This is a genomic window from Isoptericola sp. NPDC056134 (genome assembly GCF_042264825.1).
GTDB lineage: Bacteria > Actinomycetota > Actinomycetes > Actinomycetales > Cellulomonadaceae > Isoptericola > Isoptericola nanjingensis.
In genome coordinates this window covers 32450-58333 of record NZ_JBHJVM010000022.1, presented here as the reverse complement: position 1 = coordinate 58333, position 25884 = coordinate 32450, and the positions used below count along the sequence as shown (strand labels likewise).

22 protein-coding genes are annotated in these 25884 nt (G+C 74.5%); 13 read left to right on the top strand and 9 right to left on the bottom strand.

Features of this window, described 5'->3' with window-relative positions; genetic code table 11:
- Positions 1 to 71: 71 nt before the first annotated feature.
- Positions 72 to 611, top strand: a complete 540-nt coding sequence (locus tag ACFCZN_RS17555; protein WP_430557603.1) for a DUF4822 domain-containing protein — start codon at positions 72 to 74, stop codon at positions 609 to 611.
- Between the two features lie 66 nt (positions 612 to 677).
- On the opposite strand, the gene ACFCZN_RS17550 is transcribed toward ACFCZN_RS17555, so the two are convergent.
- Complete coding sequence (locus ACFCZN_RS17550; RefSeq protein WP_430557602.1) at positions 678 to 1406, bottom strand: TetR/AcrR family transcriptional regulator; 729 nt, start codon at positions 1404 to 1406, stop codon at positions 678 to 680.
- A 122-nt stretch (positions 1407 to 1528) separates the two neighbouring features.
- Here ACFCZN_RS17550 and ACFCZN_RS17545 point away from each other — a divergent pair, with 122 nt between their 5' ends.
- Complete coding sequence (locus ACFCZN_RS17545; protein ID WP_430557601.1) at positions 1529 to 2716, top strand: FAD-dependent monooxygenase; 1188 nt, start codon at positions 1529 to 1531, stop codon at positions 2714 to 2716.
- 9 nt (positions 2717 to 2725) lie between these two features.
- On the opposite strand, the gene ACFCZN_RS17540 is transcribed toward ACFCZN_RS17545, so the two are convergent.
- A complete protein-coding gene (locus tag ACFCZN_RS17540) occupies positions 2726 to 3469 on the bottom strand; it encodes a class I SAM-dependent methyltransferase (protein ID WP_430557600.1) in 744 nt (247 codons plus the stop codon).
- Between the two features lie 308 nt (positions 3470 to 3777).
- Between ACFCZN_RS17540 and ACFCZN_RS17535 the strand changes: the two genes are divergently transcribed.
- The 7 genes from ACFCZN_RS17535 (at position 3778) to ACFCZN_RS17505 (ending at position 12203) form a co-directional block, all read left to right on the top strand.
- The gene (locus tag ACFCZN_RS17535; RefSeq protein ID WP_429734823.1) at positions 3778 to 3867 is read left to right on the top strand and encodes a potassium-transporting ATPase subunit F; all 90 of its coding nucleotides are present in this window, start codon (positions 3778 to 3780) and stop codon (positions 3865 to 3867) included.
- Positions 3867 to 5540, top strand: coding sequence for a potassium-transporting ATPase subunit KdpA (kdpA, locus tag ACFCZN_RS17530; protein WP_430557599.1), 1674 nt, complete (start codon positions 3867 to 3869; stop codon positions 5538 to 5540). Before ACFCZN_RS17535 ends, kdpA begins: the two co-directional genes overlap by 1 nt.
- Positions 5541 to 5543: 3 nt before the next feature.
- Positions 5544 to 7715 (top strand): potassium-transporting ATPase subunit KdpB, encoded by a 2172-nt coding sequence (gene kdpB / locus ACFCZN_RS17525; RefSeq protein ID WP_429765293.1) that lies wholly within the window; start codon positions 5544 to 5546, stop codon positions 7713 to 7715.
- Between the two features lie 43 nt (positions 7716 to 7758).
- A complete protein-coding gene (kdpC, locus tag ACFCZN_RS17520; RefSeq protein WP_430557598.1) occupies positions 7759 to 8385 on the top strand; it encodes a K(+)-transporting ATPase subunit C in 627 nt (208 codons plus the stop codon).
- Positions 8386 to 8387: 2 nt separating this feature from the next.
- Positions 8388 to 10943: an ATP-binding protein gene (locus ACFCZN_RS17515; RefSeq protein ID WP_430557597.1), complete on the top strand. Its 2556-nt coding sequence runs from the start codon at positions 8388 to 8390 to the stop codon at positions 10941 to 10943.
- Positions 10940 to 11638, top strand: a complete 699-nt coding sequence (locus ACFCZN_RS17510; RefSeq protein WP_430557596.1) for a response regulator — start codon at positions 10940 to 10942, stop codon at positions 11636 to 11638. The genes ACFCZN_RS17515 and ACFCZN_RS17510 overlap by 4 nt, the downstream gene beginning before the upstream one ends.
- A 73-nt stretch (positions 11639 to 11711) precedes the next feature.
- On the top strand, positions 11712 to 12203 hold the full coding sequence (locus tag ACFCZN_RS17505; RefSeq protein ID WP_429765287.1) for a hypothetical protein: 492 nt from the start codon (positions 11712 to 11714) through the stop codon (positions 12201 to 12203).
- A gap of 68 nt (positions 12204 to 12271) precedes the next feature.
- On the opposite strand, the gene ACFCZN_RS17500 is transcribed toward ACFCZN_RS17505, so the two are convergent.
- Positions 12272 to 13744 (bottom strand): dicarboxylate/amino acid:cation symporter, encoded by a 1473-nt coding sequence (locus ACFCZN_RS17500; protein WP_430557595.1) that lies wholly within the window; start codon positions 13742 to 13744, stop codon positions 12272 to 12274.
- 435 nt (positions 13745 to 14179) lie between these two features.
- Here ACFCZN_RS17500 and ACFCZN_RS17495 point away from each other — a divergent pair, with 435 nt between their 5' ends.
- Entirely contained in the window at positions 14180 to 15142 is a 963-nt protein-coding gene (locus tag ACFCZN_RS17495; protein WP_430557594.1) for an arginase family protein, read from the top strand.
- A 124-nt stretch (positions 15143 to 15266) separates the two neighbouring features.
- Here ACFCZN_RS17495 and hutI read toward each other — a convergent pair whose 3' ends face one another.
- Genes hutI through hutH form a run of 3 tightly spaced genes read right to left on the bottom strand, consistent with a single transcriptional unit; the run spans position 15267 to position 19864 of the window.
- Positions 15267 to 16526 carry an imidazolonepropionase gene (gene hutI, locus ACFCZN_RS17490; protein WP_430557593.1) on the bottom strand — a complete coding sequence of 420 codons (1260 nt, stop codon included), beginning with the start codon at positions 16524 to 16526 and terminating at the stop codon, positions 15267 to 15269.
- Positions 16527 to 16528: 2 nt separating this feature from the next.
- Positions 16529 to 18208, bottom strand: coding sequence for a urocanate hydratase (gene hutU, locus ACFCZN_RS17485; RefSeq protein WP_430557592.1), 1680 nt, complete (start codon positions 18206 to 18208; stop codon positions 16529 to 16531).
- 39 nt (positions 18209 to 18247) lie between these two features.
- Complete coding sequence (hutH, locus tag ACFCZN_RS17480; protein WP_430557591.1) at positions 18248 to 19864, bottom strand: histidine ammonia-lyase; 1617 nt, start codon at positions 19862 to 19864, stop codon at positions 18248 to 18250.
- A gap of 97 nt (positions 19865 to 19961) precedes the next feature.
- Here hutH and ACFCZN_RS17475 point away from each other — a divergent pair, with 97 nt between their 5' ends.
- Entirely contained in the window at positions 19962 to 20720 is a 759-nt protein-coding gene (locus ACFCZN_RS17475) for an IclR family transcriptional regulator (protein WP_430557590.1), read from the top strand.
- A gap of 25 nt (positions 20721 to 20745) precedes the next feature.
- On the opposite strand, the gene ACFCZN_RS17470 is transcribed toward ACFCZN_RS17475, so the two are convergent.
- Positions 20746 to 22011 (bottom strand): amidohydrolase, encoded by a 1266-nt coding sequence (locus ACFCZN_RS17470; protein ID WP_430557589.1) that lies wholly within the window; start codon positions 22009 to 22011, stop codon positions 20746 to 20748.
- Between the two features lie 117 nt (positions 22012 to 22128).
- Here ACFCZN_RS17470 and ACFCZN_RS17465 point away from each other — a divergent pair, with 117 nt between their 5' ends.
- The gene (locus ACFCZN_RS17465; RefSeq protein WP_429765275.1) at positions 22129 to 22605 is read left to right on the top strand and encodes a hypothetical protein; all 477 of its coding nucleotides are present in this window, start codon (positions 22129 to 22131) and stop codon (positions 22603 to 22605) included.
- 21 nt (positions 22606 to 22626) lie between these two features.
- Here ACFCZN_RS17465 and ACFCZN_RS17460 read toward each other — a convergent pair whose 3' ends face one another.
- Both ACFCZN_RS17460 and ACFCZN_RS17455 read right to left on the bottom strand, forming a co-directional pair.
- Positions 22627 to 23475: a siderophore-interacting protein gene (locus tag ACFCZN_RS17460; protein WP_430557588.1), complete on the bottom strand. Its 849-nt coding sequence runs from the start codon at positions 23473 to 23475 to the stop codon at positions 22627 to 22629.
- 104 nt (positions 23476 to 23579) lie between these two features.
- A complete protein-coding gene (locus ACFCZN_RS17455; RefSeq protein WP_430557587.1) occupies positions 23580 to 24734 on the bottom strand; it encodes an epoxide hydrolase family protein in 1155 nt (384 codons plus the stop codon).
- Between the two features lie 147 nt (positions 24735 to 24881).
- On the opposite strand from ACFCZN_RS17455, the gene ACFCZN_RS17450 reads away from it, so the two are divergent.
- Positions 24882 to 25850: a helix-turn-helix transcriptional regulator gene (locus ACFCZN_RS17450; protein WP_430557586.1), complete on the top strand. Its 969-nt coding sequence runs from the start codon at positions 24882 to 24884 to the stop codon at positions 25848 to 25850.
- The last annotated feature ends 34 nt before the right edge of the window (positions 25851 to 25884 follow it).

Genomic DNA, 25884 nt, shown 5'->3' with positions numbered 1-25884 from the left:
CCACGATGGATCCGACGCACCGACACCCCGGGACACCCACCGCCGTCCCGGGCACGAGGGAAGGACACCCCATGAAGCTCACGACGTCGACGAAGCCCGCCACGATCGCCGTCTCGGCCCTGATCGCGCTGGGGGCGCTCACCGCCTGCAGCACGGGCGAGGCCGACGCCGCGGCCGGTTCCGGGACCTCCGCCACACAGGAGGCCGCGGCGGCCGACGTGGCGCAGACGCCGTCCGACGTGCTCGCGTCGACCGCGTGGGAGACCCCCGGCGCGACCGACGCCGAGGGTGACGACGTCCCGCTCGACGACGACGACGTGAGCGCCTTCGTCGGCTGGGCGTACTTCGACGCCGCCGGCACGTTCACCATGTACGACCTCGACGACAGCCCGAAGATGCAGGGCGACTGGACGGTCGACGAGGAGGGCACGACCCGCCACATCGTCGCGAAGGACGACGCCGGCGAGGTGCAGTTCGAGCGCGACTCGGACATCGTCACGCTCACCGACGAGGAGTTCACCTACCGCGTGTTCCCCGAGGAGGGGAACACCGACGTGTACTACGACATCGTGCACACCCCGACCGACCACGAGGAGCCGGCCGCATCCTGAGCCGCCGGCCTCCCGGCGAGCGCCCGCCCTCCCCGGGGAGCGGGCGCTCCGTCGTCGCGGCTCCGGTCAGGCGCGCTCGGCCGCGAGCGCCGCGACGCCGGCGACCACACGCGCGACGCCGAACCGCAGGGCGTCGTCGCGGTCGCCCGGCTCGGCGTCGGAGAAGGCCGCCACGGTGAGCGGGTAGTCGTCCGCGTGCTCGGCGAGGACGGGCCCGAGCCCGGCGGTGAGATCGGCCTCCGGCGACGCGCCGCGCGGCTGCTGGCGCACGAGGGACATCACGTGACCGACCAGGAGCGCGAGCGTGTCGAGCCTCTCCGCGCCGGTGAGCGGCAGGTCCCCGAACGCCGCAAGGCCGGCCTCGAACCAGGCGAGCTCGACGGGGCCGGGCACGTGCGGCCGCTGCGCGAGCTCGACCGACCAGGGCCGCGCGAGCGCCCGCGCGTGGACGCTGCCGGCCCAGTCCGTCAGGGCGGCCCGCCAGTCCGCCCCCGTCGCCGCGGACGGCGCGGCCCCGAGCGCGGCGTCGAGCAGGAGCGCGTCCAGCTCGACGCGGCCCGGCACGTAGCGGTACAGCGCCATCTTGGTGGTGCCGAGGCGTGCGGCGACGGCCTGCATCGTCACCGCGTCGAGCCCGTGGGCGTCGGCGATCTCCGTGGCCGCGGCCACGATGCCGTCGACACTGAAGCGCGGCTTGGGCCCGCGGCGGGCCGGCGTCGCGCGCCGCCACAGCAGCGCGACGACGTCGTCGGTACTCGTCGCGCCCGTCCCGGCCCCCCGATGGTCGGCGCCCATCGCTCCCCCTGCCTCCGGCGGCTGCCGGTCTCGCGCGCCCTGAAGTATTTGCGTCCATCGTACGCGGATGCTTACTGTGTCTCTGGGACGCAATTAAGCCTCGGTCACCGAAGGAGCAGTCCATGTCCACCTCGAAGATCCTCGTCTCCGGCGCGAGCATCGCCGGGCCCGCGCTCGTCCGCTGGCTCGGCCGCAACGGCTTCGACGTCACCGTCGTCGAGAAGGCCCCCGCGCTCCGGCCCGGCGGCCAGGCCGTCGACTTCAAGGGCCGCACCCACCGCGACGTCCTGGACCGCATGGGGATCCTCGACGACGTGCGCGCCCGCCAGACCCCGCGGACCGACTGGCGCATGGTCGACGCCCGCGACCGGGTCCGCGCCGTGATCCCGGGCGAGTTCGTCGGCGGCGACCTGGAGGTCCTGCGCGGCGACCTCGCCGCCGTCCTGCACGAGCACACCGCCCGCGACGCCGAGTACGTCTTCGGCGACGAGATCGTGGGCGCGACCGAGACGACGGACGGCGTGCAGGTCGCGTTCGCACACCGGCCGAGCGAGCGGTTCGACCTGGTGGTGGGCGCCGACGGCGTGCACTCCGCCGTGCGGCGGCTCGCGTTCGGCCCGGAGGAGCAGCTCGTCGAGTCGCTCGGGTACTGCTACGCCGTCGCCGACGCCGCGGCGCCGCTCGACGGGCTGGAGACCCGGCGCCCCGACGGCCGCGCCGTCGCCTACGGGTACAACGAGCCCGGCCGGCTCGCGCTGCTCGGCGGGCAGAAGGCGCCGAGCCTGTTCGTCTTCCGCGCGCCGGGCGGCGGGGCACCGTACGACCGCCACGACGCCGCGTCCCAGCGGGCGTTCCTCGAGGCCGCCTTCGCCGGCGCCGGCTGGCGCGTGCCCGCCGCGCTCGACGCCGTCCGCCGGGCCGACGACCTCTACCTCGACGCCCTCGCGCGCACCCGGATGACGTCGTTCACGCGCGGGCGGTTCGCGCTGGTCGGCGACTCGGGGCACGCCAACACCCTCGGCGGCTTCGGGACGGGCCTGTCCCTCGTCGCCGCCTACGTCCTCGCCGGCGAGCTCGTGGCGGCGCGCGGCGACCACGAGACCGCGTTCGCGGCCTACGACCGGCGGATGCGCAAGCCCACCCGGGTCGCGCGGACCGGCAACGCGGGGCCGTTCCTGGCACCGCCGACGAACGCGCGCATCCGGATGCGGGACCGGACCTTCACCACGCGGTGGATGTACCGCTCGATGCTGTGGATGACGGACGTGTTCGCGACCGACACCAGCGTCCCGGCGTACGCCCTGCGCTGAGCGTCGCGCTCAGACCCGGCGCGCCAGCAGGCTGAACGCGTTCGGGACGCGGCCGTCCCAGGCGGCGGCGTCGATGCCGTCGGGGCGCCAGAACGGGTCGGGGTGCTCCTCGAGGTGCTCGATCTCGAACCCGCCGCGCAGGCAGTCCATGACGGTCTCGGCGAGCGTGCGCTGCCGCTCCACCGCCCCGTGGCCGGGGAACGTGTCGTTGACGTGCGACGCCTCGAAGTACCCCCGGTCAGGGCGCACGCGGAGCTCGTCGGCGTCCCACGCCCACAGCGGCACCAGCGGGTGGGTCTCGTAGACGTAGAACCGCCCGCCCGGCCGCAGCAGGCGGCGCACCTCGGCGAGGAAGGCGGGCAGGTCCGCGACCCAGATGAGCGCGCCCTTGCCGGTGTAGACGAGGTCGGCGCACGCGTCGTCGAGGCCGCTGTCCGGCAGCGTCGCGCGGGTGTACCGGCAGGGCACGCCGAGCTCGTCGGCCCGGCGCTGCGCGCTCTCCACCGGCGCCGGGCTGTAGTCCAGGCCGTGCACGGACAGCGCGCCCAGCCGCGCCAGGGCGACGTCGTCCAGGCCGTGGCCGCTCATCGGGTGCACGACGTCGGCGCCCCGGACCAGCTCCCCGATCGCGGCGACCTCCGCGGGCAGCAGCCGGGCGGTCCTGGCCTGCGCGAGGTGCTCGTCGTACTCGTCGGTGTACTTGCGCGAGGCGACGGCCCACGCGGCCCGGGTGTCGTCGTCGACGGAGTCCATGCGGGGCAGCCTGGCACGGCCGACCGCCGCCACGCGCCGGTTTTTCCGAGGTGGCGGGGCCACGCCCGTAGGGCTTCCGTCAGGGTGCGCCCCGGCGCCGTATGGATCCCGTGAGGACGGGGTACACGGGCTTCCGGCGGGTGTTGCATCGTCGTCGGCACCCGGGAAGGGCGCCCGGCCCGACCCTCTCCGGAGGCCGGCCGTCGGAATCGAAGTGGGGACGTGCTGGTGCTTGACGTCGTCTACGTGCTGGGCGTGATCGCCCTGTTCGCGCTGGTCGCCGGGATCGGGAAGGCGGTGGAGAAGCTGTGATCGTCGTCGAGCTCCTCGCCGCCGCTCTCGGCGTGGCCGCGCTGGTCTACCTCGTGGTGGCCCTCGTGAAGCCGGAGAAGTTCTGATGGGCTGGGTCGGGGCGGTCCTCGCGCTCGGGACCGTCGCCCTCGTCCTCGCGGTCGTCCACCGGTCGTTCGGCGACTACATGGCGACCGTGTACACCACCCCTCGCGACTGGCGCGTCGAGCGGGGCCTGTACCGGCTGCTGGGCGTCGACCCGCGCTCCGGGCAGACGTGGCAGGCGTACGCGCGCGGCGTCCTGACCTTCTCCCTCGTCGGGCTGCTGCTCGTCTACGCCCTGCAGCGCACGCAGCAGTGGCTGCCGTACTCGCTGGGGCTGCCCGCCGTCGCGCCGGACCTGTCGTTCAACACGGCCGCGTCGTTCGTGGGGAACACGAACTGGCAGTCGTACTCGCCCGAGCAGACCGTCGGCTACACGGTGCAGCTCGCCGGGCTCGCGGTGCAGAACTTCGTCTCCGCGGCGGTCGGCATGGCCGTCGCCGTGGCGCTGGTGCGCGGGTTCGCGCACCGCCGCACGGGGACGATCGGCAACTTCTGGGTCGACCTGGTCCGGGGCTCGCTGCGCATCCTGCTGCCGCTCTCGGTGGTGGGCGCGGTGGTGCTGATGATCGGTGGCGTCGTGCAGAACTTCGACGGCTTCACCGACGTCACGACCGTGGCCGGCGGCGCGCAGAGCATCCCCGGCGGGCCGGTGGCGTCGCAGGAGGCCATCAAGCTGCTCGGCACCAACGGCGGCGGGTTCTTCAACGCGAACTCGGCCCACCCGTTCGAGAACCCGACGGCGTGGACGAACGTCGTCGAGGTGCTCCTCATGCTGGCCGTCCCGTTCTCGCTGCCGCGCACGTTCGGCCGGATGGTGGGCGACCTGCGGCAGGGGTACGCGATCCTCGCGGCGATGGGCGTGATCTTCGTGGCGTCGTTCGCCGCGCTGACGGCGCTCGAGTCCGCCGGGAGCGGCACCGCCCCGCAGCTCGCGGGCGGCGCCATGGAGGGCAAGGAGGCGCGGTTCGGCATCGTCGGGACCACGCTCTTCGCGACCACCAGCACGACGACGTCGACCGGCGCCGTGAACGCGATGCACGACTCGTTCACCGCGCTGGGCGGGATGATCCCGATGCTCAACATGATGCTCGGCGAGGTCGCGCCCGGCGGCGTCGGGTCGGGCCTCTACGGCATGCTCGTGCTGGCCGTCATCGCGGTGTTCGTCGCCGGCCTGCTGGTGGGCCGCACGCCCGAGTACCTGGGCAAGAAGATCGGGCCCCGCGAGATCAAGCTCGCCAGCCTCTACATCCTCGTCACCCCGACGCTCGTGCTGGCGGGCACCGCGCTCAGCTTCGCGATCCCGGCGGTGCGCGAGAGCGTCGTCTCGACGACGATCTGGAACCCGGGTGTGCACGGCATGTCCGAGGTCCTGTACGCCTTCACGTCCGCGGCCAACAACAACGGCTCGGCCTTCGCCGGCATCACGGCGAACACGCCCTGGATGAACACGGCGCTCGGCGTCGCGATCCTGCTCGGGCGCTTCGTGCCGATCGTGCTCGTGCTTGCCCTGGCCGGGTCGCTCGCCCGGCAGGACAAGGTGCCCGCCACCGCGGGGACGCTGCCCACGCACCGCCCGCAGTTCGTCGGGCTGCTCGTCGGGGTCGTCGTCATCCTCACCGCGCTCACCTACTTCCCCGTTCTCGCGCTGGGTCCCCTGGCGGAAGGGCTCGTGTAACTCATGACCACCCTGATCGATACCCCGTCGTCCCCCGCTCCCTCGTCACCGGAGGCCGCCCGCACGCCGGGCGGGGTCTTCACCTGGGCCCAGGTGCGGGCCGCCCTGCCGGGCGCGTTCCGCAAGCTCGACCCGCGCCAGATGTGGCGCAACCCCGTGATGTTCGTCGTGTGGGTCGGCGCTGCGCTGACCACCGTGCTCGCCGTCGTCGAGCCGTTCCTCGGCGGGCCCGTGACCTCGGGCGGCACCGTCGTCCCCGGCTCGTTCACGGCCGTGATCGCGCTGTTCCTCTGGCTCACCGTCGTGTTCGCGAACCTCGCCGAGTCGGTCGCGGAGGGCCGCGGCAAGGCCCAGGCGGACACGCTCCGCCAGACCCGCACGGCCACGGTCGCGCACCGCGTCGCCGCCTACGACGACGCGGCCGACCCCGAGGCCCTGCACGCCGCGCTCGCCGACGTGTCGTCGGCCGACCTGGACCTCGGCGACGTCGTCGTGGTCGCCGCCGGCGACCTCGTGCCGGGCGACGGCGAGATCGTGCGGGGCATCGCGTCCGTGGACGAGTCCGCCATCACCGGCGAGTCCGCGCCCGTGATCCGCGAGTCGGGGGGCGACCGGTCCGCCGTCACCGGCGGCACGCGGGTGCTGTCCGACCGGATCGTCGTGCGCATCACCTCGAAGCCGGGCGAGACGTTCGTCGACCGGATGATCGCGCTCGTCGAGGGCGCCAGCCGGCAGAAGACGCCGAACGAGATCGCGCTGAGCATCCTGCTCGCGTCGCTGTCGATCGTGTTCGTCGTCGTCGCGCTCACCCTGAACCCGATCGCGTCGTACGCGGCGAGCCCGGTGAGCGTGGCCGTGCTGGTGGCGCTGCTGGTCTGCCTCATCCCGACGACGATCGGCGCGCTGCTCTCGGCGATCGGCATCGCCGGGATGGACCGCCTCGTGCAGCGCAACGTGCTCGCGATGTCCGGCCGCGCCGTCGAGGCCGCCGGCGACGTCACGACGCTGCTCCTCGACAAGACCGGCACCATCACCTACGGCAACCGGCAGGCGAGCGAGTTCCTGCCGCTGGCCGGCGTCGACGCCCGCGACCTGGTGCGCGCCGCCGCCCTGTCGTCCCTCGCGGACCCGACGCCGGAGGGCGCGTCGATCGTGGCGCTCGCCGTCCGGGCCGGGGTGGACGTGGGGAGCCACGAGAGCACCGCGGTGCCCGGCGAGGTCGTGCCGTTCACCGCGCAGACCCGCATGTCCGGCCTCGACGAGCCGGACGGCACGCAGATCCGCAAGGGCGCCGGCAGCGCGGTCATGGCCTGGCTCGCCGGCGGCGGCGCCCCCGCCGCCCCGGTGGTCGCGGAGGTGGAGGACGCCGTCGAACGGGTCGCACGGTCCGGCGGCACGCCGCTGGTCGTGGCGGTCCGGGCGCCGGGCGGGGCCGGGCGCGTGCTCGGCGTCGTGCACCTCAAGGACGTCGTCAAGGAGGGCATCGCGGACCGGTTCGCCGAGCTGCGCGCCATGGGCATCCGCACCGTGATGGTCACCGGCGACAACCCGCTGACCGCCGCGGCCATCGCCGCCGAGGCCGGCGTCGACGACTACCTCGCCGAGGCCACGCCGGAGGACAAGCTGGAGCTCATCCGGCGCGAGCAGGAGGGCGGCAGCCTCGTCGCGATGACGGGGGACGGCACCAACGACGCCCCCGCCCTCGCGCAGGCCGACGTCGGCGTCGCGATGAACTCGGGCACGTCGGCAGCGAAGGAGGCCGGCAACATGGTCGACCTCGACTCCGACCCCACCAAGCTCATCGACGTCGTCCGCATCGGCAAGCAGCTGCTCATCACCCGCGGCGCGCTGACGACCTTCTCCATCGCGAACGACATCGCCAAGTACTTCGCGATCATCCCCGCGATGTTCATGGGCGTGTTCCCCGGCCTCGAGGCGCTCAACGTCATGGGCCTGAGCTCGCCGTCGTCCGCCGTGGTCTCCGCGATCGTGTTCAACGCGCTCGTCATCGTGCTGCTCATCCCGCTGTCCCTGCGCGGCGTGCGGTACCGGCCAATGGACGCGTCGAAGACCCTCGGGCGCAACCTCCTGGTCTTCGGCCTCGGCGGCATCGTCGCGCCGTTCGTCGGCATCTGGCTCATCGACCTCGTCGTCCGCCTCGTCCCCGGGTTCTGAACAGCACAGTGTTCTGAGCAGAGCAGGAAGAAGGAACAGCACCATGAACGCCACCACCCGCAGCACCGGCCGCACCCTCGGGGTCGCGGTCCGGGCGATGATCGTCCTCACCCTGCTGCTCGGCGTCGGCTACACGGCGGCGATCACCGGCGTCGGGCAGCTCGTGCTGCCGGCGCAGGCCGACGGCTCGCTCGTGCACGACGGCGACGGCACCGTCGTCGGGTCGGCCCTGATCGGCCAGGGCTTCACGGACGCGGAAGGGGCGCCCCTGCCGCAGTACGTCCAGCCGCGGCCGTCGGCCGCGGGCGACGGCTGGGACGGCGCCGCGTCGTCCGGGTCGAACCTCGGCCCCGAGAACCCCGACCTCGTCGCCGCGATCGGGGAGCGGCGCGCGGCCGTGGCCGCGCTCGAGGGCGTGGACCCGGCGGACGTCCCGGCGGACGCCGTCACCGCGTCCGGGTCCGGGCTGGACCCGCACATCAGCCCCGAGTACGCCGACCTCCAGGTCGCGCGGGTCGCCGCCGCCCGCGGTCTGTCCGAAAAGGAGGTCTCGGACCTCGTCGCGAGGCACACTGAGGGTCGCGCCCTGGGATACCTCGGGGAGCCCGTGGTCGACGTGCTGGAGCTCAACGTGGCCCTCGACGAGAGCACGGCCGAGCTCGGGAGGTGAGCATGGGTCGCGGCAGGTTGCGCGTCCTCCTCGGCGCGGCGCCGGGCGTGGGGAAGACCTACGCCATGCTCGAGGAGGGCAAGCGGCTGCGCGACGACGGCCGGGACGTCGTGGTCGCGCTCGTGGAGACGCACGGGCGCGCCGCGACGGCCGCGATGGCGGCGGGCCTGGAGGTCGTGCCGCGCGCGTCGGTCGTGCACCGCGGCGTCGAGCTCACCGACCTGGACCTCGACGCCGTCCTCGCGCGGCGGCCGGACGTCGCGCTGGTCGACGAGCTGGCGCACACCAACGCCCCCGGCCTGGCGCACGCGAAGCGGTGGGAGGACGTCGACGCCCTGCTCGACGCCGGCATCGACGTCCTCTCGACCGTCAACATCCAGCACATCGAGTCGCTCAACGACGTCGTCCAGAAGATCACCGGGGTGGCGCAGCAGGAGACCATCCCCGACGCCGTGCTGCGCGCCGCGGACCAGATCGAGGTCGTGGACCTCGCCCCGCAGGCGCTGCGCGACCGCCTCTCCTCCGGCGTCGTCTACCCGGCCGAACGCGTGGACGCCGCGCTGTCGAACTACTTCCGCCTCGGGAACCTCACCGCGCTGCGCGAGCTCGCCCTGCTGTGGCTGGCCGACGAGGTCGACGCGGCGCTGCAGCACTACCGCACCGAGCACGGCATCGACTCCACGTGGGAGGCCCGCGAACGCGTGGTCGTGACGCTCACCGGCGGGCCCGAGGGCGAGACGCTCCTGCGGCGCGGGGCACGGATCGCGGCGCGGTCGGCCGGCGGCGACCTGCTCGCCGTCCACGTCACCAGCCAGGACGGGCTGCGCGGCGCGACCCCGGGCGCGCTCGCCCGGCAGCGGATGCTCGTCGAGGAGCTCGGCGGCACCTACCACCAGGTGGTGGGCGACGACGTCCCCACGGCGCTCGTGGAGTTCGCGCGCGGCGTCAACGCGACGCAGCTCGTCATCGGCGTCTCCCGCCGCGGCCGCCTCGCCGCCGCCCTCAGCGGGCCCGGCATCGGCGCGACCGTGACGCGCGAGGCCGGCAACATCGACGTCCACATCGTCAACCACGCCGCCGCGGGCGGTCGCACCCGGCTGCCGCGGATGGGCGGCGCCCTGTCGGCGAAGCGCCGCCTGGCCGGCTTCCTGCTCGCCGTCCTGGGCGGGCCCTTGCTGACGTGGGGGCTCGTGTCGGTCCGCAGCGAGGAGTCGATCGTCTCCGACGTGCTGTCGTACCAGCTCCTGGTCGTCGTGGTGGCGCTGATCGGCGGGGCGGGGCCCGCGGTCTATGCCGCGATCCTGTCCGGGGTCACGCTCGACTTCTTCTTCGTGGAGCCGATCCACACCATCACCGTGGGCGAGCCGCTGCACGTCGTCGCCCTCGTCCTCTACGTCGTCACGGCCGTGCTCGTGAGCGTCGTCGTGGACCGCGCCGCCCGCACCACGCGCGCCGCCCACCGGGCCGCCGCCGAGTCGGAGGTGCTGGCGACGGTCGCCGGCAGCGTGCTGCGCGGGCAGGACGCCGTGCAGGCGCTGGTGAGCCGGGCGCGGGAGGCGTTCGGTCTCACCGGGGCCCGCCTCGTCGCCGGCGGCGCGGTGCTGGCCGCGGACGGCGGGGACGACCCCACGGGCCCGCGCACGACGATCGACGTCGGCGACCGCGCCGTCCTCGAGCTGTCCGGGGGCGACCTCGCGGCCTCCGAGCGCCGCCTCCTGAACGTCATCGCGGTCCAGCTGCAGGCCGCGCTGGAGCGCAGCGACCTGGCCGAGGTGGCGAGCGAGGTGGACCAGCTCACCGAGTCCGACCGCGTGCGCAGCGCCCTGCTGTCCGCGCTGAGCCACGACCTGCGCCGCCCGCTGAGCTCCGCCGCCGCCGCCGTGAGCGGGCTGCGCTCCGCCCGCGGCGCGCTGAGCGAGGCGGACCGGGACGAGCTGCTGGTGACGGCCGACGAGAGCCTCACCGCGCTGGCCACCCTGATCACCGACCTGCTCGACGTGAGCCGCCTGGAGGCGGGCGTCCTCGCCGTCTCGACCGCGCCCGTCGAGACCGCCGACGTCGTGCTGCCCGCGCTCGACGAGCTCGGCGTCGGCCCCGGCGAGGTGGAGCTGGACCTCGACCTCACGGCGCCGAGCGTCGTCGCCGACTCCGTGCTGCTGCAGCGCGTGCTGGTGAACCTGCTGGCCAACGCGCTGCGGCACTCGCCCTCCGCGCGGCGGGTGCGGGTCTCGACCAGCACGTTCGCCGGCACGGTCGAGATCCGGGTGGTCGACCACGGCCCCGGCATCCCCGCCGACCGGCGCGAGGACGTGTTCGTGCCCTTCCAGCGGCTCGGCGACACCGACAACACGACCGGCCTGGGGCTCGGCCTCGCGCTGTCCAAGGGGTTCGTCGAGGGCATGGGCGGCACGCTCACCCCCGAGGACACGCCCGGCGGCGGCCTCACGATGGTGGTCGCGCTCCCGGCCGCGGTCGCCGCGCCGCAGGACCAGCCCGACCAGCTCGATCAACCCGATCAGCCCGACCAGCCCGACCAGCCGGAGGCGACCGCCCCATGAAGATCCTCATCGCCGACGACGACCCGCAGATCCTGCGCGCCCTGCGGATCACGCTCACCGCGCTGGGGTACGAGATCGTCACGGCGACCACCGGGACGCAGGCGATCGCCCGCGCCATCGACCACCGGCCCGACGTGTTCATGATCGACCTGGGCATGCCGGAGCTGGAGGGCATCGACGTCATCCACGCCGTCCGCGGCTGGTCGGACGCGCCGATCCTCGTGGTGTCGGGGCGCACCGGCGCGGCCGACAAGGTCGAGGCGCTCGACGCCGGCGCGGACGACTACGTGACGAAGCCGTTCTCCATCGAGGAGCTCCTGGCCCGGATCCGCGCCCTCACCCGCCGCGTCACGCACGAGGACTCCGACCCGGTGGTGCGGTTCGGCGACGTCACGGTGGACCTCTCCGCGCACAGCGTCACGCGCGCCCGTGACGGGCAGACGGAGCACGTGCGCCTCACGCCCACCGAGTGGCAGATGCTCGAGCGGCTGGTGCGCAACCCCGGCAAGCTCGTCACCCGCCAGACGCTCCTCACCGAGATCTGGGGGTCGGAGCACGTGACCGACACCGGGTACCTGCGGCTGTACGTGGCGCAGCTGCGCAAGAAGCTCGAGCCCGACCCCGCCGCCCCGCGCTACCTCGTCACCGAGTCCGGCATGGGCTACCGCTTCGACCCGGACGGCGGGGAGTCGTGAGGATCGGGCTCGTCCCCGTATGCGTCCCGTGAGGTCCGGGTCCCGCGGGACCGCCCCGCAGTAGACCGGAGGCATGAGCCTCACGACGCTGTTCACCACCCTGGTCCGCACCCGCCGCCCCGCGCTCGAGGGGTGGCCGGAGGGCACCGAGCTCACCGGCGACGACGTGCTCGTCGACCGCACCAGCCTGGCCCGGCTCGCCGAGCACTACCCGACGCCGCGCGTCTACGTCCCGGTGGGTGCCGACGTCACCCGGGTCGACCGCTACTGGGGCGACCCCACGGCGCGGACGGTCGTCCTCGCCCGCGTGCTGGACGCCGTCCCGCGGCTCGGGGACGACGCACGACAGGCCTGGCTCGACGCCGACCTCGGCGGGTGCGCCGTCCTGCTCGACCGGGCGCGGCTCGTGGGCCGGGCGTCCGCGGAGCCTCGGCGCCCGTTCACCGTGCACCCGGCCCCGGGCCGCGGCGGGCCGGTCGTGCTGCTGCCGCGCGACCTCCGCCGCGGCGACGTCCTCGCCGTCCCCTGCGCCGGGCTGGTCGACGCCGCCGACCTCGCCCGGTAGCCCGCCCGGAACGCGCCGGAGGCCCGGTGGGTCCTCCCCACCGGGCCTCCGTCACGTGCTGCGGGCCGTCAGGCCTTCGCGCCGGCGCCCACCGGCTCGCGGCCGGCGCCGTCCTGCGCGGTCTCGGCCTGGGCGGCGGCGTCCTGCACGTCGTCCTGCGCAGTCTCGTCCTCGTCGAACAGGTGCTCCGACGACGCGGCGCGGTACTGCTCGAGGTCGAGGATGCCCTCGCGCTTGGCGACGATGGTCGGGACCAGCGTCTGCCCGGCGACGTTCACCGCGGTGCGGCCCATGTCGAGGATCGGGTCGACGGCGAGGAGCAGGCCCACGCCCGCCAGCGGCAGGCCCAGCGTGGACAGCGTGAGGGTCAGCATGACCATCGCGCCGGTGAGGCCCGCGGTGGCGGCCGAGCCCACCACGGACACGAACGCGATGAGCAGGTAGTCGGTCAGCGACAGGTCGATGCCGAAGATCTGCGCCACGAAGATCGCGGAGATCGCCGGGTAGATCGAGGCGCAACCGTCCATCTTCGTCGTCGAGCCCAGCGGCACCGCGAACGACGCGTACTCGCTCGGCACGCCGAGGTTCCGCTCGGTGACGCGCTGCGTGACGGGCATCGTGCCCACGGACGAGCGGGAGACGAACGCGAGCTGGATCGCCGGCCACGCGCCCTTGAACCAGGCGATGACGCCGAGGCCGTTGGCCTTGAGCAGCACCGGGTAGACGACGAACAGGACCAGCGCGAGGCCCACGTAGATCGCCACGGAGAACGAGGCGAGCGAGCGCAGCGACTCCCAGCCGTAGGTGGCGACGGCGTTGCCGATGAGGCCCATCGTGCCCAGCGGCGCGAGGCGGATGATCCACCACAGCACCTTCTGCACGATGGCGAGCGCGGACTTGTTGAACGCGAGGAACGGGTCGGCCTTGGCGCCCGACTTCAGCGCGGCGATGCCGATGACCAGCGCGACGACGAGGATCTGCAGCACGTTGAAGCTGATGCCGGTCTCGGCGCTCAGCGCGCCGTCGGCCCCGGCCTCGACCGACGTCTTCGCGCCCAGGCCGAGCACGTTGGTCGGGATGAGGCCGTTGAGGAAGTCGAGCCACGTGCCGGTGCTGGACGGCTCGGCCGCCTCCGCCGTGGTGAGCGTCGTGTTGTGACCCGGCTGGAACACGAGGCCCAGGCCGATGCCGATCGCCACGGAGATCGCGGCGGTGATGGCGAACCAGAGCAGCGTCTGGCCGGCCAGGCGGGCCGCGTTGGTGACGGAGCGCAGGTTCGCGATCGACGCGACGATGGCCGTGAAGATCAGCGGCGGCACGATCGCCTTGAGCAGGGTGACGAACGACGAGCCGATGGTGTCGAGCGTCGTGGTCAGGCCGTTGGGCGTCTCGCCGTCGGCCTGCGGGCCGAGGGCCAGCGCCAGCCAGCCGAGCAGCACGCCCAGCGCGAGGCCCAGCAGGATCTGGACCGAGAACGACGGGAAGCGCAGGCCCTTGCGTTCGCGCGGCTGCGCGCCGGGGACCTTGGTTGCGGAAGACACAGGTGAACCTTTCGCCTCGGGCGCCCGAGGGCGCCTGGGTGTGGACGACGGCGGCAGGCGGTCGTCCGGATGATCAGGGGGTGCACGAGGGTGCGGGGGACGCGGGCTCGGGGCCGCGTCGTGGAGCGGCGTCGTCGGCGTCGACGACGGTCACCGTTGGGGTCAGCGACGCGGGAGGTTCACCGACACAGCGCGCTGGCGACGCGACGGAAGTCGACGTCGAGACGCGCGGTGAGGTCGGTCCTCGCGGGGACGCTGACGGTCACGGGAGCTCCATGCACGATCGAAGGTGGCCGGATCCGGCGATCGAATGATCGACGTGATCGAACGTAGGTATCGAACCCACGAATGCCAGACCATAGCAGCGGGATACCACGATGCCCAGGGGGTCCCCCGGGTGTGTGAGGCACCTCATGGGAGTCGTACGGTCGGCAGGTGACCTCCGCTCCCCTGCCCCCCGACCCGCTCTGGCCGCGCGCCGGCTCCTGGCCTGCACCGTCGCCCGGGGCCCCTGCCGACCTGGCCCTGATCGGCGTCCCCACCTGGCGCACGTCGCTGTCGCCGACCGGTGCTCACGCCACGCCCGCCGCCGTGCGCGCCGCGCTGCGCCGGTACAGCCCCGCGCTGAGCCGTGGCGCCGACGGCGCGCCCGTCGACCTGGGCGAGCCGGCCGTCGTCGACCACGGCGACGTCGACGAGCCGGACGGGCCGGACGGCGAGGCCCGCGCGCGAGCCGCGGTGGGGGCGGCGCTGGCGGGGGCGCGCGCCGTCGTCGCGCTGGGCGGGGACAACGCGCTCACGGTCCCGGTGGCCCTCGGCGCCTGGGGGGACGACGTCGCGACCGCCGGCCTGGTCACCGTCGACGCGCACTACGACCTGCGCGACGGCGTCTCCAACGGCTCGCCCGTACGGCGGCTGATCGAGGCCGGCCTGGACCCCGCGCGCGTCGTGCAGATCGGCATCGCGGACTTCGCCAACTCGGCGGCCTACGCCCGCCGGGCGCGCGACCTGGGCATCACGGTCGTGACGCTCGACGAGGTCCGTCGGCAGGTCCACGAGCGAGGTCCCGGCGGGCCGGGCGACGTCGTCCGCGCGGCCCTGGACGTCGCAGGCGCCGCGGGCGGGCCGGTGCACCTGGACGTCGACGTGGACGTCTGCGACCGCTCCGTCGCCCCCGGCTGCCCCGCGTCCGTGCCGGGCGGGCTGGCGGCCTGGGAGCTGCGCGCCCTCGTCCGCGCGGCCGCCACCGACCCGCGCGTCCGCTCCGTCGACCTCGCCGAGGTGGACGCGACCGCCGACGCCCCCGACGGCCGCACCGTCCGCCTCGCCGCCCTCTGCGTGCTGGAGGTGCTCGCGGGCCTCGCCCTCCGCGAGGTAGTACCGAACCCCGCGAAGTAGTACCAATCCTGCCGAGGCAGGACGGACAAAAACCGCACATCCCTCAGATCCTGAGGGCAGGGCGCTACCTCGCGGATTCTCGTACTACCTCGCGGAGGTGCGTACTACCTCGGCAGGACTGGTGCTACCTCGCGGGGTGGCCGTCCTTCCACACCGCGTGCACGAGCGGGACGCCGGGACGGTAGGCGAGGTGCGTGCGGGACGGGGCGTCGAGGACGACGACGTCGGCGCGGGCGCCGGGCGCGAGGTGCCCGACGTCGTCGCGACGCAGCGCACGGGCGCCGCCCGCGGTCGCGGCCCAGACGGCCTCGGCGACGGTCATGCCCGTCTCCCGCACCGCGAGCGCCACCATGAGCGGCATCGAGCTCGTGTACGACGAGCCGGGGTTGCAGTCGCTGGCCAGCGCGACGACGGCGCCCGCGTCGAGCAGGCGGCGCGCGTCGGGGTACGGCTGCCGGGTGGAGAACTCGACGCCGGGCAGCAGCGTCGCGACGGTTCCCTGCGCTTCCCCACCCCACGACGCCGCGAGCGCCGCGACGTCGTCGTCGGACAGGTAGGTGCAGTGGTCGACGGCGGCGGCGCCGAGGTCGACGGCGAGGCGCACGCCCTCGCCCGGCCCGAGCTGGTTCGCGTGCACGCGGACGCCCAGCCCGGCGGCGGCGCCCGCCTCCAGCACGCGGCGCGACTGCTCCGGGGTGAACGCGCCGGTCTCGCAGAACACGTCCACCCAGCGCGCGTGCGGGGCGCACGCGGCGAGCATGTCGCCGACGACGAGGTCGACGTAGCCGTCCGGGTCGTCGGAGAACTCGGGCGGCACCACGTGCGCGCCGAGGAACGTCACCTCGTCGGTGACCTCCCGGGCGAGGCGCACGGCCCGCTCCTCGTCGGGGACGCTCAGCCCGTAGCCGCTCTTGGTCTCGAGGGTCGTGGTGCCCTGCGCGAGCGCCTGGTCGACGTGCCGGCGCAGCACCGCCCGCAGCTCGTCGTCCGACGCCGCGCGCGTGGCCGCGACCGTGGTGCGGATCCCGCCGGCCGCGTACGGACGGCCGGCCATGCGCGCCTCGAACTCCGCCGACCGGTCGCCGGCGAACACCAGGTGGCTGTGCGAGTCCACGAAGCCGGGCACGACCGCGCGCCCCTCGACGCCGACGACGCGGTCGGGCGCACGCCCCAGCGCCGCCTCGACGCCGTCGGCGCACGCGCTCTCCGGGCCCGCCCAGGCCACGCGCCCGCCGTCGAGCAGCAGCGCGGCGTCCCGGATCACGCCCGTCGGGTCGTCCACCGGGTCGACGCCGACGGCCTCGGGGGCGTTCGTCGTGAGCTCGCCGATCCCCAGGATCAGCGTGGCCGGGTGCGAACCGCCCGGGTGCTCCACCTCGCGCATGCCTACGACTCTCGCATCGGCACGCGGAGCCCGCCCCGCGACGCCGCGGCCGCGGCGTCGTCGTACCCGGCGTCGACGTGCCGCAGGACGCCGAGCCCCGGGTCGTTGGACAGCACGCGCGCCAGCTTCTGCGCCGCCAGGTCGGTGCCGTCCGCGACGGACACCTGCCCGGCGTGGATGGACCGCCCCATCCCGACGCCGCCGCCGTGGTGCAGCGACACCCAGGTGGCGCCGGACGACGCGGCGGTGAGCGCGTTGAGCAGCGGCCAGTCGGCGATGGCGTCGGAGCCGTCGGCCATGCCCTCGGTCTCCCGGTACGGGGAGGCGACGGAGCCGGAGTCGAGGTGGTCGCGGCCGATGACGACCGGCGCGCTCACCTCCCCGGACGCGACGAGGTCGTTGAACGCCAGCCCCGCACGGTCGCGCTCGCCGTGGCCGAGCCAGCAGATGCGGGCCGGCAGGCCCTGGAACGCGACGCGCTCCTGGGCGGCGCGGATCCAGCGGTGCAGGTGGTCGTCGTCGGGGAAGAGGTCGAGGACGGCCTTGTCGGTGGCGGCGATGTCACGCGCGTCGCCGGACAGCGCGGCCCAGCGGAACGGGCCCTTGCCCTGCGCGAACAGCGGCCGGATGTAGGCGGGGACGAAGCCCGGGAAGTCGAACGCCCGGTCGAAGCCGCCGCGGCGCGCCTCGTCGCGGATCGAGTTGCCGTAGTCGAACACCTCCGCGCCCGCGTCGAGGAAGCCGACCATGCCCTCCACGTGCCGGGCCATCGACTCGCGCGCCCGGTCGGTGAACTCCTCCGGCTTGGCGTCCGCGTAGTCGTGCCACTCGTCGACGGAGACCCCCACCGGCAGGTACGACAGCGGGTCGTGCGCCGACGTCTGGTCCGTGACGACGTCCACCGCCACGCCCCGACGCAGCAGCTCCGGCACGACCTCCGCGCTGTTCCCCTCGACGCCCACCGACAGCGCCCGGCGCCCCGCCTTCGCCGCCTCGACCCGCCGGACGGCGTCGTCCAGGTCGTCGGCCACCTCGTCGAGGTAGCGCTCGCGCACGCGCCGCTCCAGGCGCGACCGGTCGACGTCGACCACGAGGCACACGCCGCCGTTGAGCGTGACGGCCAGCGGCTGCGCGCCGCCCATGCCGCCGCACCCGCCGGTCAGCGTGATTGTCCCCGCGAGCGTGCCGCCGAACCGCTTGGCGGCGACGGCCGCGAGCGTCTCGTACGTGCCCTGGAGGATGCCCTGCGCGCCGATGTAGATCCACGACCCGGCCGTCATCTGGCCGTACATCGTGAGGCCCTGCGCCTCGAGCTTCCGGAACTCCGGCCACGTGGCCCAGTCGCCCACGAGGTTGCTGTTGGCGAGGAGCACGCGCGGCGCCCACTCGTGCGTGCGCAGCACGCCCACCGGCTTCCCGGACTGGACGAGCAGCGTCTCGTCGTCGGCCAGCGTCGTGAGGGTGCGGACGATGGCGTGGTAGCTCGGCCAGTCGCGCGCCGCCCGGCCGGTGCCGCCGTAGACGACCAGGTCGTCGGGGCGCTCCGCCACCTCCGGGTCGAGGTTGTTCATGAGCATCCGCAGCGGCGCCTCGGTCTGCCAGCTGCGGGCGGTGAGCGTCGTGCCGCGCGGCGCGCGCACGGGGACGGGGGTCCCCCGGTCGTAGGACATGGCGTGGGACATCGTCGTCTCCTTCGGGAGCGGCTCGGGGGTTCGGGAGGGTCAGCGGAGCGGGCCGACGGCGGCGCTCGCGGCGGCGACGACCTCGCCGTCGGCCACGAGCCGCGTCACGGCGTCGATCTCGGGGGCGAGGAACCGGTCCGGCCCGGGGCCGGGGACGGCGGCGCGCAGCAGCGCGTGGACGGCGCCGGTGCCGGCGGCGGGCGACAGGCCCGTCGCGGGGGTGCAGCGCAGGTCGAGGGCCCGGGCGGCGGTCATGAGCTCGACGGCGAGCACGCGGCCCAGTCCGTCGACGGCGCGGCGCAGCTTGCGTGCGCCGGCCCAGCCCATGGACACGTGGTCCTCCTGCATCGCGGACGACGGGATGGAGTCGACGCTCGCCGGCGCGGCCAGCCGCTTGAGCTCCGAGACGATCCCGGCGGCCGTGTACTGGGCGATCATCAGGCCGGAGTCGACGCCCGGGTCGTCGGCGAGGAACGCCGGCAGGCCCTCGTTGCGCGCGACGTCGAGGAACCGGTCGGTGCGCCGCTCGCTCATGCTCGCCACGTCGGCCACGGCGATCGCGAGGAAGTCGAGCACGTACGCGACGGGCGCGCCGTGGAAGTTGCCGTTCGACTCGACCCGGCCGTCCACCGTGACGACGGGGTTGTCGATCGCCGACGCGAGCTCACGCCCCGCGACCGACGTCGCGTGCTCGACGGTGTCCCGCGCGGCCCCGTGCACCTGCGGCGCGCAGCGCAGCGAGTACGCGTCCTGCACGCGGGTGCACTCCGGGCGGCCGTCGGCGTCGAAGGTCCGGTGGCTCGCCACGACCGGCGACCCGGCGAGCAGCGCCCGCAGGTTCGCGGCCGACGCCGCCTGCCCCGGGTGCGGCCGCATGCCGACCAGGTCCTCGGCGAACGGCGCGTCCGAGCCGAGCAGCGCCTCGACGCTCGACGCCGCGGCGACGTCCGCCGTCGCGAGCAGGCGGTGCAGGTCGTCCAGCGCGAGGCACAGCATCCCGAGCATGCCGTCGGTGCCGTTGATGAGGGCCAGGCCCTCCTTCTCGCGCAGCTCCAGCGGCGCGATGCCGGCCGCCGCGAGCGCCTCGGCGGCGTCGACGAGGTCGCCGACGGCGCCCCCCGATACCGTCACACGCACCGGGCCCTCCCCCAGCGCGGCGAGCGCCACGTGCGCCAGCGGCGCCAGGTCGCCGGAGCACCCGAGCGACCCGTACTCGTGCACGACCGGCGTGATGCCGGCGTTGAGCATCGCCGCGTACGTCTCCGCGACCACCGGGCGGGCGCCCGTGCGGCCGGTGGCGAGCGTCGCGAGCCGCAGCAGCTGGAGCGCGCGCACCACCTCGCGCTCCACCTCGGGGCCGCTGCCCGCGCCGTGCGAGCGCACCAGCCCGAGCTGCAGCTGCGCCCGCTTGTCGGTGGGGATGTGGCGGCGGGCGAGGGCGCCGAAGCCGGTGGAGACGCCGTAGTGCGGGCGGGCGTCGTCGGCGAGGTCCTCGACGACGGCGCGGCTCGCGGCCATCCCGGCCAGGGCGCGGCCGGTGAGGTGGACCTGCGCGCCGTGGCGGGCGACCGCGACGACGGCGTCGACGGTCAGCGGGTCGCCGCCGACCTCGACGACACGGTTCTCGGCGACGGCGCGAGTGGTGGTGACGGTCATGCCGCCAGCACACACCGTCCGCGGCGCGCTGGACACGGGTCCCGACGAGGTTCAGTCTGGGATCCCAGACACGACGACCGCGCGCGAAGGGGGCCCGATGGCGGACGTCCCGGCGGCGCGCAGCACGCTGCGGGTGCTGACCTACCTGGCCGCGCAGGCGGGCCCGGTCCCGGCGGCAGCGGTCGCGCAGCACCTGGGCCTGCCGCGGTCCACCGTCTACCACCTGCTGTCCGTGCTGGTGGACGAGGGCTTCGTGACGCACCTGCCGGAGGAGCACCGCTACGGGCTGGGGACGGCGTCGCTGTCGCTCGGGTCGGCGTACGCGCGGCAGGCGCCGCTCGCCCGGCTGGCGCGCCCCGTCGTCGCGCGGCTGGTCGAGACGACGGGCGAGAGCGCGCACCTCGCCGTGCTGCACGGCCGCGAGGTGCTGTACCTCGTGGAGCAGCGCGCGCCGCACCGGCCGAGCCTCGTGACCGACGTCGACGTCCGCCTGCCCAGCCACCTCACCGCCAGCGGCCGCGCGGTGCTGGCCCTGCTGCCGGCCCCGCAGGTGCGGGCGCTGTTCCCGTCGGCCGCGGCGCTCGCCGACCGCACCGGCGTCGGCCCGCGCACGCTGCGCGACCTGCGCGAGGTGCTGCGCGACACCCGCCGTCGCGGCCACGCCACCGAGGACGGCGAGGTCACGACCGGCCTCGCGTCCGTCGCGCACGCCGCCCTCGACCACACCGGCCGCCCGGTGGCGGGCGTGGCGCTGACGTTCTGGTCCGACGACGTCGACGCCGCGCGTCGCGACGACCTCGCCGCCGCGGCCGGTCGCGCCGCCGCCGAGATCAGCCGCCGGCTGGGCGCCCGCTGACCCCGCCGCGCGCATCGAGCGCGGGTCAGTCGAGCCACTCCTGCGCGGCGGCGACGAGCGTCGCGACGCCGAGGTCCAGCGTCGGCTCGGGCTCGGGCGCGAAGAACGGCGAGTGGTTGGACGCGACGCCCTCGGGGAGCCTGCCGGCCGTCAGGTCGACGCCGGCGAACCGGGCCGGGTCGAAGCCGCCGAGGAACCAGTACACGAGCGGCGCACCGGCGTCGGTGGCGAGCTCGCCGACGTCCTCCGACGCCGCCATCGGCGGCAGGGTCAGGACGGCGGGCCGGCCGCCGGCCGACTCGATCAGGCCCCGCTGCCCCTCCAGCGCGGCGGCCAGCACCGGGCGGGTGCGCTCGGTCGCCGCCGGGTCGTTGACCATGGCCGCGAAGGTGGTGATCGTCTCGACCTCGGGCGCCTCGCTGGCGCCGGACGCGACGGCCTCGGCCTCGACGATGCGGCGGATCGCACCGAGCACGCGATCGCGCACCGGCTCGGTGAAGGTCCGCACGTTGACGAGCAGCTCGGCGCGGTCCGGGATGATGTTGGGCTGGGTCCCGGCGTGGATCGCCCCGACCGTCACGACCGCCGAGTCGCTCGCCGCGATCTCGCGGGACACGACGCCCTGCAGCCGCTGCACCGTGGCCGCGGCCATGAGCACGGGGTCCACGGTGGTCTCCGGCATCGACCCGTGGCCCCCGCGCCCGTGCAGGGTGATCCGCAGCGAGTCCGTGGCCGACATCGCGACGCCCGGCGTCACGCTCACCACGCCGGCGGGCGTGGGCATGACGTGCTGGCCGAGCACGACGTCCGGCGCGCCGCCGACGGTCGCGTAGAGGCCGTCGTCGAGCATGGCCCGCGCGCCGTTGCCCAGCTCCTCCGCCGGCTGGAAGACGAGCAGCAGCGTGCCCGACCAGGCGTCCCGGCGCGCCGCGAGCTCGGCCGCGGCGCCGAGCAGGCAGGTGACGTGCACGTCGTGGCCGCAGGCGTGCATGACGCCGGTCTCCTGACCGTCGGCGGCCGTCGTGACCTGCGTCGACGCGTACGGCAGCCCGGTCCGCTCGGCGACCGGCAGCCCGTCCATGTCCGCGCGCAGCAGCACGCGCGGTCCCGCGCCGTTCGCCAGGACGCCCGCGACGCCTGTCCCGCCGATCCCCTCGTGCACGTCGTAGCCCCAGCCGCGGAGCCGGTCGGCCACGATCCGGGCCGTGCGGTGCTCGGCGAAACCGAGCTCCGGGTGGGCGTGCAGGTCGGTGTAGATCGCCGTCAGCTCGGACGTCGTCAGCGCGCTCATGGCGTCATCCTGCCGCCGCGGGGCGTCGCCGTCCTGGGCAGCCGGGACGGTCGCTGTGTGCAAGATCTCCACGGCCCTATAAGGGAATGTTCAGGTTGGCAGTGCAGAATCGTGGCCATGACGTCAGCGACGACGAGCACCACGAAGGGCAAGACGACGACCCGTCTCGCCGCGGCGAGCCTCCTCGCCCTCGCGATGATGCTCGGCGCGTGTTCCGCCCCCGCCGACGTCGAACAGTTCATCGCCGACGCGCAGAGCCAGGCCGAGGCCATCGACTCCGACCTGCAGCGCATCGAGGAGCAGGTGACCGGCATCCCCGACGAGCTCCGCACCGACGTCACGAACGCGATGGCCTCCGCCCAGGCCGCGACCGACGAGGCACGCGAGGCACTCGCGCGGGCCGAGAAGTCGCAGGACGGCGCGGTCGTCGCCCTCGAGGACGCGCAGGTGGCCCTCGAGGCGGCATCCGCCGAGGTCAAGCACGTGACGGACGAGGCGCGGGAGAACGGCTCCGACAAGGTGGCCGACCTGCTGTCCACCCTGCAGGAGCAGATCGACGCCCTGCGCGGTGAGACGGAGAACGCCGCCGCCTGACGCGGCGCGTCGGCGTCAGGGTCAGTCCGGGTCGCTCGGGTCGATCGGCAGATGGTGGTCGAGGTTGACCGTGCCGCGCCGCCAGTACCCGGAGACCTGCACCTGCTCGGCGGGGAGCCCCAGCTCGCGCCGGAGGTAGCGGCGCACGGGGACCAGGTCGTCGGCCTCGCCGAGCCCGACGAACAGCTCGTCCGGCTCCAGCCCACCCAGGGAGCGGACGGCGTCCGCGAGCTGCCCTGGGCCGTCGGTCCGGTAGAGGATCTCGACTGCCGCGCCGTCCAGCTCGCTCTCGACGTGCGCCTCGTCGACGTCGTCGCCGATCTCGACGATCGCGGTCACCGGCACGTCCGTCCCGACGGCAGCCACCCAGCGGGCGAGGGCAGGCAGGCCGGTCTCGTCGCCGGCCAGAGTCAGCCGGCCGATCCCGTCCGGCACCCCGACGCTGCCGCGCGGCCCCGCGAGGACGACCTCGGCGCCCACGGCCGCCCGGGACGCCCAGGCGGACGCCGGCCCCTCGTCGCCGTGCAGCACCCAGTCGATGTCGACCTCGGCCACCCCGTCGACCGTCCGCGTGGCCCGCACGGTGAGGTCCCGCGAGATGGAGACGACGCCGGTCGGCCGCTGCAGCCCGCCGTCCGCGGCCAGGGTGGGGGCGTGCAGCTCGCCGGTGGCCGGGTCGGGCAGGAACACCTTCACGTGGTCCTCCGGGCCGGGCGCCCGCAGCGCCGCGAGCGACGTCGGGGCGCCCGGGTCCGCGCCGTCGACGTCGCGGAACGTGGTGCGGCGCAGCGTGCCGGTCAGCTCGGTGACGGCGTGCACGCGCACGCGGCGGGGGACCAGGTCGAGGCGGGTGCGGGGTCGCGTGAACACCCGTCGATTCCACCACGACGATCAGTTCGGTACGGAGCAGATCTGTTCGGCACAGTCCCGTGCCGAACAGATCCACTCGTTGCCGAAGTGACGGTCCGGCCGGCTCAGCCGAAGAACACCCGCAGGTCGGCGACGACGTCGTCCGGCACCTCCAGCGCGGCGTAGTGGCCCCCGCGCGAGAACTCGGACCAGTGCTGGATGTTGGAGTTGTCCCGCTCGGCGAGGCTGCGGATGGTCTGGAAGTCGTCCTTGAACACGGCCACTCCGAGACGGCCGGTGCTCACGACCGGCTCCGCCCCGGTCCGCTGCTCGGAGTAGTGGTAGCGGGCGGCGTTGGCGTAGGTGTTGGTCAGCCAGTACAGGCTCGCCTGCGCCAGCACCTGGTCGGCCGAGACGAGCGCGGTGCCGTTGCCGAAGCTCTCGAACAGCTCGGAGTAGGCCAGCGTCGCCACGGGCGAGTCCGCCAGGCCTGCCGCGACGGTCTGCGGACGTGACGCGTTCATGGTGTTGTACGCGCCCACGGACTGGAACCACTGCATGTGCCCGAGCGCCGCGTACTCCTTCGGCCCGAAGCCGTCCATCTCGCCCTCGGCCCCGGAGGGGAACGAGAACAGGTGCAGCACGTGGGCGCCGAGGAACCCGTCGGGCTCGGCGACGGCGAGCTCGCGGGAGATCATCGCACCCGCGTCGCTGCCGTGGATCCCGTAGGCGCCGTACCCGAGCCCTCGCATCAGCCCGTCGTACAGGCTCGCCACCTGGGACATCGTCCAGTCCCTGCCGTTCGGGGCCGGCGCGACCGGGGTCGAGAACCCGAACCCGGGCATCGACGGCACGACGACGTCGAACGCGTCCTCGGCACGCCCGCCGTGGGCGACGGGGTCGACGAGCGGGTCGATCATGTCGAGGAAGTCGAGCACCGAGCCGGGGTAGGTGTGGGCGAGCAGCAGCGGCGTCGCGCCCGGGTGCGGCGAGCGCACGTGCAGGAAGTGGATCGTCTGCCCGTCGATCTCGGTCGTGAACTGCGGGTAGGCGTTGAGCCGTGCCTCCACGGCGCGCCAGTCGAAGGCCTTCCAGCGCTCGACCATGTCGCGCAGGTACGACTCGGGGGTGCCGTACTCCCACGAGTCGCCGGGGGCGGCCGGCGCGAAGCGGGTGCGCTCGAGGCGCTGCTGCAGGTCGTCCAGGTCGGCCTGCGGGACGTGCACGGTGAAGGGGCGGAGCTCGAGGGTGGCGGCTGTCGAGGTGGTCGTCGAGGTCATGGCGTGCTCCCGAGATCGTGGGCCGGGCGTTCTCCCCAGCTCCTGACACCCACCGTAGACAGGGTTCCGGAATACTTCTTTCCGTTATTCTGACCTCGTTCCGACGAGTTTCTGAACGCGTCTCCCCTGTCGCCCCCGGAGGCCCCGATGGGCTCTGCATCCGCACGACTTCTCGCCCTGCTGGGGCTGCTCCAGTCCCGCCCCGACTGGTCCGGCGCGGAGCTCGCCGACCGCCTCGACGTCACCGACCGCACCGTGCGCAACGACGTCGCGCGCCTGCGAGAGCTCGGCTACCCCGTGCACGCCGTGCGCGGCCCGGGCGGGCGCTACCGGCTCGGGGCGGGGGCGCGGCTCCCCCCGCTGCTGCTCGACGACGGCGAGGCGGTCGCCGTCGCCGTCGGGCTGCGCGCCGCGACCGGCACCGCGGGCTTCGAGGAGTCCGGTCAGTCCGCGCTCACCAAGCTGGAGCAGGTGCTGCCCGACCGCCTGCGGAGCCGCCTGGCCGCGATCCGCGACGCGAGCACCACGGGCCCTGAGAACACCGGCTCCAACGTCGCGGACCCGGGGATCGACTCGGGCACGCTGTCCGCCGTCGCCGACGCGATCCGCGACCACCAGGGGCTGCGAGCTCTCTACCGCGACGAGCCGGTGGAGCTCGAGCCGTACCGCCTGGTCTCGTGGCAGCGCCGCTGGTTCCTCGTCGCGCGGAGCGTCGGCCCCGCCGCAGGCCCCGGGGCCGGCGCCTGGGCACCCTTCCGCGTCGACTGGCTGCGGCTGCGCACGCCGGGCGGAAGGCGGTTCCGGCCGGAGCCGTTCCCCGGCGACTTCTCGGAGTTCGTGGTGCGCGAGGTCGCGCGCACGGGCTGGGCCGTGCACGCCCGCATCGTGGTGGACGCCCCCGCCGAGGAGGTGCTGGCCCGCATCAACCCCGCCGTCGGCACCGTCGAGCCGCTGCCCGACGGCCGCAGCGTCCTCGTCACCGGCGGCGACAGCGTCGAGGCGGTCGCCGTCTGGATCGGCATGCTCGGCCTCGACTTCCACGTCACCGAACCGCCCGAGCTGGTCGACCACCTGCGCGTGCTGGCGGCGCGCTACGCCCGCGCCGTCCCGGGCTGACGACGTGCTCGACCTGCGCCCCGCGCTGCGTCAC

Bases quoted from the DNA above. Each gene is read 5' to 3' on its own strand.
- kdpC (WP_430557598.1), top strand. From the start codon at position 7,759: ATGAACGCCACCACCCGCAGCACCGGCCGCACCCTCGGGGTCGCGGTC.
- kdpA (WP_430557599.1), top strand. From the start codon at position 3,867: ATGGGCTGGGTCGGGGCGGTCCTCGCGCTCGGGACCGTCGCCCTCGTC.
- ACFCZN_RS17470 (WP_430557589.1), bottom strand. From the start codon at position 22,011: ATGAGCGCGCTGACGACGTCCGAGCTGACGGCGATCTACACCGACCTG.
- ACFCZN_RS17510 (WP_430557596.1), top strand. From the start codon at position 10,940: ATGAAGATCCTCATCGCCGACGACGACCCGCAGATCCTGCGCGCCCTG.
- ACFCZN_RS17465 (WP_429765275.1), top strand. From the start codon at position 22,129: ATGACGTCAGCGACGACGAGCACCACGAAGGGCAAGACGACGACCCGT.
- hutU (WP_430557592.1), bottom strand. From the start codon at position 18,208: ATGTCCCACGCCATGTCCTACGACCGGGGGACCCCCGTCCCCGTGCGC.
- ACFCZN_RS17555 (WP_430557603.1), top strand. From the start codon at position 72: ATGAAGCTCACGACGTCGACGAAGCCCGCCACGATCGCCGTCTCGGCC.
- hutH (WP_430557591.1), bottom strand. From the start codon at position 19,864: ATGACCGTCACCACCACTCGCGCCGTCGCCGAGAACCGTGTCGTCGAG.
- ACFCZN_RS17545 (WP_430557601.1), top strand. From the start codon at position 1,529: ATGTCCACCTCGAAGATCCTCGTCTCCGGCGCGAGCATCGCCGGGCCC.
- ACFCZN_RS17515 (WP_430557597.1), top strand. From the start codon at position 8,388: ATGGGTCGCGGCAGGTTGCGCGTCCTCCTCGGCGCGGCGCCGGGCGTG.
- ACFCZN_RS17505 (WP_429765287.1), top strand. From the start codon at position 11,712: ATGAGCCTCACGACGCTGTTCACCACCCTGGTCCGCACCCGCCGCCCC.
- ACFCZN_RS17540 (WP_430557600.1), bottom strand. From the start codon at position 3,469: ATGGACTCCGTCGACGACGACACCCGGGCCGCGTGGGCCGTCGCCTCG.
- ACFCZN_RS17550 (WP_430557602.1), bottom strand. From the start codon at position 1,406: ATGGGCGCCGACCATCGGGGGGCCGGGACGGGCGCGACGAGTACCGAC.
- ACFCZN_RS17450 (WP_430557586.1), top strand. From the start codon at position 24,882: ATGGGCTCTGCATCCGCACGACTTCTCGCCCTGCTGGGGCTGCTCCAG.
- kdpB (WP_429765293.1), top strand. From the start codon at position 5,544: ATGACCACCCTGATCGATACCCCGTCGTCCCCCGCTCCCTCGTCACCG.
- hutI (WP_430557593.1), bottom strand. From the start codon at position 16,526: ATGCGCGAGGTGGAGCACCCGGGCGGTTCGCACCCGGCCACGCTGATC.
- ACFCZN_RS17475 (WP_430557590.1), top strand. From the start codon at position 19,962: ATGGCGGACGTCCCGGCGGCGCGCAGCACGCTGCGGGTGCTGACCTAC.
- ACFCZN_RS17455 (WP_430557587.1), bottom strand. From the start codon at position 24,734: ATGACCTCGACGACCACCTCGACAGCCGCCACCCTCGAGCTCCGCCCC.